Below are 8,208 nucleotides of genomic sequence, written 5' to 3'. Positions count from 1 at the left end.
CGGTCACGGTCCGAACGCCCCCCGGCCCTGCGCGCTACTGCACGCAGAATTCGTTGCCCTCCGGATCGGCCAGCACCGTCCAGGTGCCGCCCGGCTCGCTGACCTGCCGCAGGATCCGCGCGCCCAGCGCCTCCAGCCGGGCCGTCTCCGCCTCCCGCCGGCCCGCGGCGGCGTGCACGTCGAGATGCAGGCGGTTCTTCACGGTCTTCGCCTCGGGCACGCGCTGGAACAGGAGCCGGCGGCCGGCGCCGATGCCGGTCGCCTCGTCGAACGGGTCGTCCGGATGGCGGACGGCGATCAGATCCCGCCATGCGCGGCGGCCGTCGATCTCGATCGTCGCCTCCTCGGGAGCCTGCCCTGCGGCCAGCACCCGTTCCACCAGGGCGCTGTTGTCCTCGACCAGATAGCCCAGGGCCTGCGCCCAGAACGCGGCCTGCGCGTGCGGGTCGGCGGCGTCCACGACGAGTTTCCACTGAAGTGCGGTCATGCGGCTCATTACTATGGGGGTGAGAGGTGCGCCGCAAGGAGCTTTCGGGTCCGCGTGTCCGGGCCCGCTCCCCGTCGCTCGTCCCTCGCCCCCGCCGCCCGTCCTCTGCCTTGCGAGGAGGCCCCGATGCCCACCGGACTGACGCGTGACGCGGGCTGGCAGATCGGCGTGTCGAGGACACTGCCGCTGCCGGTCGGCACCGTCTGGGACTTCCTCGCCGGCGAGAGGGGCGCCGCCCTCTGGCTCGGCACGGCGGACCCCCTGCCGACGGAGAGGGGCGCGCCCTACCGCACCGCCGACGGGATCGCGGGCGAGGTCCGCGGCTACCGGGTCGGCGACCGCATCCGGGTCACCCATGGCGACACCACGATCCAGGTGGCGCTCGCCCCGGCGGGCGCGGACCGGACCGCGGTCACCTTCCACGAGGAGCGGCTGCCCGACGCCGCCGCGCGGGAGCGCCGCCGGGCCCACTGGCAGCGGGTCATGGACGAGGTCGCCGCCGAGCTGCTGCCGGGTTGAGCCGCGCCTCTGCCGACGCCGGGGTCACGCCCGTCCGGGACCGCGCTCGGCGGCAACGGCCGGTGCGCTCCCCGAGGCGCCCGCGGCCGCCGGCCCGTTCCGCGCCTGCGCCTATGCCTGCGTCTGCGCCGGCGGCTGTGTCTGCGCCTGTGCCGGGAAGGGCTCCGCGGTCGCCTGCTCGGGGAACGCCTCGCGGGGCGCGGCGGCCGGGACGGCGCCCTGATCGGCGGACGGAGCAGCGGCCGGAGCGCGGTCTGACGCGGGGGAGCGCAGGGCGGCCATCTCGGCCCGGGTGCGCCGCGCGGTCCGCAGCGCGTCCCAGGTCAGGATGGTCAGCGCCAGCCACACCAGGGCGAAGCCGGCCCAGCGCTCCGGCGGCATCGCCTCGTGGAAGTAGGCCACCCCCAGCAGGAACTGGAAGACCGGCGCCAGGTACTGGAGCAGCCCCAGGGTCGACAGCGGCACCCGGATCGCGGCCGCGCCGAAGAACACCAGCGGTACGGCGGTGACCACGCCCGTCGCGGCGAGCAGCGCCGCGTGGCCGGCGCCCGAGGTCTCGAACGTGGACCGCCCCTGCGAGGCCAGCCAGAGCAGGAAGCCCAGCGCCGGCAGGAACTGCACCGCGGTCTCGGCCGCCAGCGACTCCAGGCCGCCGAGGTTGACCTTCTTCTTCACCAGCCCGTACGCGGCGAACGAGAAGGCCAGGCAGAGCGAGATCCAGGGCGGGCGTCCGGCGCCGACCGCCAGGACCACCACGGCGGCGAGACCGGTGCCGACCGCCACCCACTGCGCCCGGCGCAGCCGTTCCTTCAGCAGCAGCACGCCCAGTGCGATGGTGACCAGCGGGTTGATGAAGTAGCCCAGCGAGGCCTCCACGACATGGCCGGAGTTCACCGACCAGATGTAGACGCCCCAGTTCACCGTGATCACCGCGGCGGCCACGGTGATCAACCCGAGCTTGCGGGGCTGGCGCAGCAGCTCCGGTATCCAGCCCCAGCGGCGCACCACGAGCAGTGCCAGGCCCACCGCGACCAGCGACCAGGCCATCCGGTGGGCGAGGATCTCCACCGCGCCGGCCGGCCGCAGCAGCGGCCAGAACAACGGGACGAGCCCCCACATCCCGTAGGCGCCCATCCCGTACAGCAGCCCTGCCCGCTGGTCCCCGCCGCCCGTGCTCCCGCCCTGGACGCCGTTGCCGCTGTCCGCCGCCACTGGCCGCTCCTTCCGGTGTCCGCCCGTCCCGCCCCGGGCCGCCTGTCCGGCCGGGCGCCTGTCCTGCGGGCGTGCGGGGACGACGGTAGCGCCGCGCACGGCGTGCTGTCATGCCCGTATCGCCATACGGTCATGACAGCACGGCCGCCCGGTGAGGTGGGAGCTCAGCGCTTCCGGAGCGCCTCGGCCACGGTGTCGGCGAGCGGGGTGGTGGGCCGGCCGATCAGCCGGGCCAGGTCGCCGGTGGTGCGGGCCAGCCTGCCGCGCGCCACCGCCTCGTCCACGTCGACCAGGATCGCGGCGAACGGCTCCGGCACCCCGGCGCGGGTGAGGATCGCCAGGTGCTCCTCGGCCGGGACGTTCCGGTACGCCACCTCGCGCCCGGACTGCTCGGCGACCACCGCCGCGTACTCGGCGAACGACCAGGCGGTGTCGCCGCTCAGCTCGTAGACCTTCCCGAGGTGGCCCTCGCCGGTCACCACGGCGGCGGCCGCCGCCGCGTAGTCGGCGCGGGCCGCAGAGGCCACCCGGCCGCCGCCCGCGTTGGCCACCACCGCGCCGTACTCCAGCACCGGGCCGAGGTTCTCCGTGTAGTTCTCGGTGTACCAGCCGTTGCGCAGCAGCGTGTACGGCAGCCCCGAGTCCAGGATCAGCTCCTCCGTGACCAGGTGCTCGCGCGCCAGGTCGAAGTCGGCCTCCGGGCCGCCGAGGACGCTGGTGTACGCGAGCTGGGCCACGCCCGCGGCCTTCGCCGCCTCGATGACGGCGGTGTGCTGCGGCACCCGCTTGCCGACCTCGCTGCCGGAGACCATCACCACCCGGTCGCCGGCCTCGAAGGCGCCTCGGAGGGACTCGGGGCGGTCGTAGTCGGCGACGCGCAGCTCGACGCCGAGCTTCGCCAGGTCGGCGGCCTTCTCCGGGTCGCGGACGGCGGCCGCGATGCCGGCTGCGGGGATCCCGTCGGCCAGCAGGGCGTCGATGACGCGTCGGCCGAGGTGTCCGGTGGCTCCGGTGACGACGATGCTCATGGTTCTGGTGCTTCCGTTTCCGTCGGTGTCGTCGATGGGTACGCGAGCCAACGTACGGCGGGCACTAACTTCTGGAAAGTACCCACTTTGAAGTAAGGTACTGGCATGAACGTAAGTGGGATGCCGGCACCGCCGGTCGGGCGCACCCCGTCGAACGGCGGTCCCGTCCCGGACGTCAACGACGCCATGTGCCCCTCGCGGGCGATCCTGGAGCACATCACCAGCCGCTGGGGCGTCCTGGTGCTGGCCGCTCTGCTGGACCGCTCGTACCGCTTCAGCGAACTGCGCCGGCAGGTGGGCGGGGTCAGCGAGAAGATGCTCGCCCAGACCTTGCAGACGCTGGAGCGCGACGGCTTCGTCGACCGGGACGCCAAGCCGGTGATCCCGCCGCGCGTCGACTACGCGCTCACCCCGCTGGGCCGGGAGGCGGCGGAACAGGTGTGGTCGCTCGCCCGGTGGTCCGAGCGGCAGGTCGACACCGTGCGCGAGGCCCGCGCCGCCTACGACGAGGCCCGCGCCTGAGCGGCGCGGGCCGTTCCGCCGCCGCCGTCCCGACGGGCGCGGTCGTGCCGGTCAGCCGATGACGGTCCAGGTGTCGCTGCCGGCCAGCAGCGCGCCGAGGTCGCCCTTCCCGTCGCGTTCGACGGCGGCGTCGAGCTGGTCGGCCATCAGCGTGTCGTAGACCGGCCGCCGGACGCTGCGCAGCACACCGATGGGGGTGTGGTGCAGAGTGTCGGGGTCGGCCAGCCGGGACAGCGCGAACGCCGTGGTGGGGCTCGCGCTGTGCGCGTCGTGGACCAGTACGTCCGCCTCGTTGGCCGGCGTCACCTCCACCACCTTCAGGTCACCGGTCTCCCGGTCCCGCACGACGCCCTTGGCGCCGTCCGCCCCGAAACGGATCGGCCGGCCGTGCTCCAGCCTGATCACCGCCTCCTCGGCCTGCTGCTTGTCCTTGAGTACCTCGAAGGCGCCGTCGTTGAAGATGTTGCAGTTCTGGTAGATCTCCACCAGCGCGGTGCCGGGATGGTCGGCGGCCTGGCGCAGCACCTCGGTGAGGTGCTTGCGGTCGGAGTCGACCGTGCGGGCGACGAAGGTGGCCTCCGCCCCGATGGCCAGCGACACCGGGTTGAACGGGGCGTCCAGCGACCCCATCGGCGTCGACTTGGTGATCTTCCCGACCTCGGAGGTGGGGGAGTACTGCCCCTTCGTCAGCCCGTAGATCCGGTTGTTGAACAGCAGGATCTTGAGGTTGACGTTGCGGCGCAGGGCGTGGATGAGGTGGTTGCCGCCGATGGACAGCGCGTCCCCGTCGCCGGTGACCACCCACACCGACAGGTCGGTGCGCGAGGAGGCCAGCCCGGTCGCGATGGCGGGGGCGCGGCCGTGGATGGAGTGCATCCCGTAGGTGTTCATGTAGTACGGGAAGCGGGAGGAGCAGCCGATGCCGGAGACGAAGACGATGTTCTCCCGGGCCAGCCCCAGCTCCGGCATGAACCCCTGCACGGCGGCCAGGATCGCGTAGTCCCCGCAGCCGGGGCACCAGCGCACCTCCTGGTCGGACTTGAAGTCCTTCATCGACTGGGCGGCCTGAGCCTTGGGAACGAGCTGCAGCGCCTCAGTCATCGATGGCCTCCTTGAGGGCGGTGGCGAGCTGTTCGGCCTTGAACGGCATGCCGTTGACCTGGGTGTGGCTGCGGGCGTCGACCAGATAGCGGGCTCTGAGCAGGGTGGCGAGCTGCCCGAGGTTCATCTCCGGAACGACGACCCGCTCGTAGCGTCCGAGGACCTCGCCCAGGTTGCGGGGGAAGGGGTTGAGGTGGCGCAGGTGCGCCTGCGCGATCCGGCCGCCCTCCTTGCGGATGCGGCGGACGGCAGCGGTGATCGGCCCGTACGTCGACCCCCAGCCCAGCACCAGGGTGCGGGCTCCGTCCGGGTCGTCCACGCGCACGTCGGGGACCTCGATCCCGTCGACCTTCGCCTGCCGGGTGCGGACCATCAGGTCGTGGTTGGCCGGGTCGTAGGAGATGTTGCCCGTGCCGTCCTGCTTCTCGATGCCGCCGATCCGGTGCTCCAGACCCGGCGTGCCCGGCACCGCCCACGGCCGCGCCAGTGTCCGGGGATCCCGCTTGTACGGCCAGAACACCTCGCTGCCGTCCGCGAGGGTGTGGTTCGGGCCGGTCGCGAACGCCACGCTCAGCTCCGGCAGCTCGCCGGTCTCGGGGATCCGCCACGGCTCCGAACCGTTCGCCAGATAGCCGTCGGAGAGGAGGAAGACCGGGGTGCGGTAGGTCAGCGCGATCCGGGCCGCCTCCAGGGCGGCGTCGAAGCAGTCCGCCGGGGTGCACGGCGCCACGATCGGCACCGGCGCCTCGCCGTTGCGCCCGAACATCGCTTGCAGCAGGTCGGCCTGCTCCGTCTTGGTCGGCAGCCCCGTCGAGGGCCCGCCGCGCTGGATGTCCACGACCAGCAGCGGCAACTCCAGCGACACCGCCAGACCGATCGTCTCGCTCTTGAGCGCCACCCCTGGGCCGGAGGTCGTCGTCACCGCCAGCGACCCGCCGAACGCCGCGCCCAGCGCCGCCCCGATCCCCGCGATCTCGTCCTCCGCCTGGAAGGTCCGCACCCCGAAGTTCTTGTGCCGGCTCAGCTCGTGCAGGATGTCGGACGCCGGGGTGATCGGGTACGAGCCCAGGTAGAGGGGCAGACCGGACTGCTGGGAGGCGGCCACCAGCCCGTAGGACAGGGCCAGGTTCCCCGAGATGTTGCGGTAGGTCCCGGCCGGGAAGGCCGTCACCGCCGGACCCACCTCATAGGAGACCGCGAACTCCTCGGTGGTCTCCCCGAAGTTCCAGCCCGCCCGGAACGCGGCCACGTTCGCCTCGGCGATCTGCGGCTTCTTCGCGAACTTCGCCCGCAGGAAGTTCTCCGTCCCCTCCGTCGGACGGTGGTACATCCACGACAGCAGCCCCAGCGCGAACATGTTCTTGCTGCGCTCGGCCTCCTTGCGGGACAGCCCGAAGTCCTTCAGCGCCTCGATCGTCAGCGTGGTCAGCGGCACCGGGTGCACCCGGTAGCCCTCCAGCGACCCGTCCTCCAGCGGCGAGACCGCGTACCCGACCTTCGCCATCGCCCGTTTGGCGAACTCGTCGGTGTTGACGATGATCTCCCCGCCGGGCGGGACGTCCGCGATGTTCGCCCGCAGCGCCGCCGGGTTCATCGCCACCAGCACGTTCGGCGCGTCGCCGGGGGTGAGGATGTCGTGGTCGGCGAAGTGGAGCTGGAACGACGACACCCCCGGCAGGGTGCCGGCCGGCGCCCGGATCTCCGCCGGGAAGTTCGGCAGGGTCGACAGGTCGTTGCCGAACGACGCCGTCTCCGAGGTGAAGCGGTCGCCGGTGAGCTGCATACCGTCACCCGAGTCGCCCGCGAAGCGGATGATCACCCGATCGAGGCGGCGGACTTCCTTGTCGACGCCGTGCTGCCCGGGGATACCCCGCTGATCCCCGGCGGGCCCGCCGCCCGCGTCCTCGGCCTCCACGCCGGCGTCCCGGGCCTCGTGGGCCTGTCCGGATGGGCTACTGACCTGACTGGTCACTGAACTGGACCTCCTTCACCACAAGGGGCCTCCCCGCCGTCGGCGGGCGAGCGTTCGCGGGGATGGCCGGCCCACCGGCCATCCCGTCACCAACCCTACGTCGGCAGGCCTCGCCCTTCCCTGGAGCGCGGCAAGCTCGGAACGTCTTTCGAACCCCCGCGCCGCTCAGCCGCCCAGATATGTCAGGACGGCCAGCACGCGCCGGTGGTCGCCGTCGCTCTGGGACAGGCCCAGCTTCTGGAAGATGTTGCTCACGTGCTTCTCCACCGCCCCCTCGCTCACCACCAGCGTCCTGGCGATCGCGGAGTTCGTCCTGCCCTCCGCCATCAGGGCGAGCACCTCGCGCTCCCGGGGCGTCAGCACCGCCAGAACCGCCTGCTTGCGGCTGCGGACCAGAAGCTGTGTGACCACCTCCGGGTCGAGCGCCGTCCCGCCGCCGGCGACCCGCACCACCGCGTCCACGAACTCCCTCACCTCGGCGACCCGGTCCTTCAGCAGATAACCCACCCCGCCGCCGGATCCCGCCATCAGCTCCGTGGCGTACCGCTCCTCCACGTACTGCGAGAGCACCAGCACTCCTATGCCGGGATGCTCCTTGCGGAGCTTCACCGCCGCCCGGATGCCCTCGTCCGTATGGGTCGGCGGCATCCTCACGTCCGCCACCACCACGTCCGGCAGCGCCCCCTCAGCTGCCAGCTCCGCCACGGTCTTGACCAGGGCGTCACCGTCGCCCACACCGGCGACCACCTCGTGCCCCAGGTCGGTCAGCAACCGGGTCAGCCCCTCCCGGAGCAGCACCGAGTCCTCCGCGATGACCACTCGGGCTCTGTAATCCGCCATGATCGCGCTTCCCCCATGGATCGATCCGTCCGACGCGTCCTCCGCGTTTGCGGAACAGCATCCCAGGGGGCCGGGGAAGCGACGCGAGCCTGTGGACAAGGGTCTGTGGACAGCCGGCCCGGACGGCCCGGGGCCTCACCCGCGCGGGTGGTCCCCACGCGTTCGAATCCGCGCGGGTGTTCCTCACATGTCCTAACCCGCGCCGCTCCCCCCCCGTGTCCGAGCCCACCGGATGGGCTCCGGGCCCGGCGGCGGATGGGCTCCGGGCTCGGCGGTGTGTCGGCTCCGGGCCCGGCGGTGGATGGGCTTCGGGCTCGGCGGTGTGTCGGCTTCGGGCTCGGCGGTGGATGGGCTCCGGGCCCGGCGGTGGATCGGCTGCGGACCTGTCAGGGGGGCCTGGCGGTGGGGCTGCCGGCGGGGTCGGTTCCGGGCTTGGCGGGGTCAGGTCCGGACTCGCCAGGGCAGCTCGGCGGTCACCGTCGTCGGGCCGCCGGCCGGCGAGTGCACGGCAAGGATGCCGTCCACCG

At 72.7% G+C, this 8,208-nt stretch carries 8 protein-coding genes; 2 read left to right on the top strand and 6 right to left on the bottom strand.

The genetic code is table 11. The features are described from left to right. Positions 1–34: 34 nt before the first annotated feature. Complete coding sequence (locus C6N75_RS00975; RefSeq protein ID WP_407703186.1) at positions 35–496, bottom strand: VOC family protein; 462 nt, start codon at positions 494–496, stop codon at positions 35–37. 117 nt (positions 497–613) lie between these two features. Here C6N75_RS00975 and C6N75_RS00970 point away from each other — a divergent pair, with 117 nt between their 5' ends. Continuing rightward, positions 614–1,006 (top strand): activator of HSP90 ATPase 1 family protein, encoded by a 393-nt coding sequence (locus C6N75_RS00970; RefSeq protein ID WP_105866911.1) that lies wholly within the window; start codon positions 614–616, stop codon positions 1,004–1,006. Positions 1,007–1,117: 111 nt separating this feature from the next. Here C6N75_RS00970 and rarD read toward each other — a convergent pair whose 3' ends face one another. Continuing rightward, positions 1,118–2,140, bottom strand: a complete 1,023-nt coding sequence (gene rarD / locus C6N75_RS00965) for an EamA family transporter RarD (RefSeq protein ID WP_105866913.1) — start codon at positions 2,138–2,140, stop codon at positions 1,118–1,120. Positions 2,141–2,382: 242 nt separating this feature from the next. Next, a complete protein-coding gene (locus C6N75_RS00960) occupies positions 2,383–3,246 on the bottom strand; it encodes an SDR family oxidoreductase (protein ID WP_105866910.1) in 864 nt (287 codons plus the stop codon). Between the two features lie 120 nt (positions 3,247–3,366). Between C6N75_RS00960 and C6N75_RS00955 the strand changes: the two genes are divergently transcribed. Beyond that, on the top strand, positions 3,367–3,768 hold the full coding sequence (locus tag C6N75_RS00955) for a winged helix-turn-helix transcriptional regulator (RefSeq protein WP_105866909.1): 402 nt from the start codon (positions 3,367–3,369) through the stop codon (positions 3,766–3,768). Positions 3,769–3,819: 51 nt separating this feature from the next. Here C6N75_RS00955 and C6N75_RS00950 read toward each other — a convergent pair whose 3' ends face one another. The 3 genes from C6N75_RS00950 to C6N75_RS00940 all read right to left on the bottom strand — a co-directional run bounded on the left by C6N75_RS00950 (position 3,820) and on the right by C6N75_RS00940 (position 7,681). Then, the gene (locus C6N75_RS00950; RefSeq protein ID WP_105866908.1) at positions 3,820–4,869 is read right to left on the bottom strand and encodes a 2-oxoacid:ferredoxin oxidoreductase subunit beta; all 1,050 of its coding nucleotides are present in this window, start codon (positions 4,867–4,869) and stop codon (positions 3,820–3,822) included. Further along, entirely contained in the window at positions 4,862–6,841 is a 1,980-nt protein-coding gene (locus C6N75_RS00945; protein WP_105866907.1) for a 2-oxoacid:acceptor oxidoreductase subunit alpha, read from the bottom strand. The genes C6N75_RS00950 and C6N75_RS00945 overlap by 8 nt, the downstream gene beginning before the upstream one ends. Positions 6,842–7,006: 165 nt before the next feature. Beyond that, on the bottom strand, positions 7,007–7,681 hold the full coding sequence (locus C6N75_RS00940) for a response regulator transcription factor (protein ID WP_105866906.1): 675 nt from the start codon (positions 7,679–7,681) through the stop codon (positions 7,007–7,009). Positions 7,682–8,208 lie beyond the last annotated feature (527 nt).

Source organism: Streptomyces solincola (assembly GCF_002982015.1).
GTDB lineage: Bacteria > Actinomycetota > Actinomycetes > Streptomycetales > Streptomycetaceae > Streptomyces > Streptomyces solincola.
Note: the sequence above shows the minus strand (reverse complement) of the source record. Positions and strands in the feature narration are given on the sequence as shown.

Coding starts and splice junctions, on each gene's coding strand:
- C6N75_RS00975 (WP_407703186.1), bottom strand. CDS start 496: ATGAGCCGCATGACCGCACTTCAGTGGAAACTCGTCGTGGACGCCGCC.
- C6N75_RS00970 (WP_105866911.1), top strand. CDS start 614: ATGCCCACCGGACTGACGCGTGACGCGGGCTGGCAGATCGGCGTGTCG.
- rarD (WP_105866913.1), bottom strand. CDS start 2,140: ATGGGCGCCTACGGGATGTGGGGGCTCGTCCCGTTGTTCTGGCCGCTG.
- C6N75_RS00960 (WP_105866910.1), bottom strand. CDS start 3,246: ATGAGCATCGTCGTCACCGGAGCCACCGGACACCTCGGCCGACGCGTC.
- C6N75_RS00955 (WP_105866909.1), top strand. CDS start 3,367: ATGCCGGCACCGCCGGTCGGGCGCACCCCGTCGAACGGCGGTCCCGTC.
- C6N75_RS00950 (WP_105866908.1), bottom strand. CDS start 4,869: ATGACTGAGGCGCTGCAGCTCGTTCCCAAGGCTCAGGCCGCCCAGTCG.
- C6N75_RS00940 (WP_105866906.1), bottom strand. CDS start 7,681: ATGGCGGATTACAGAGCCCGAGTGGTCATCGCGGAGGACTCGGTGCTG.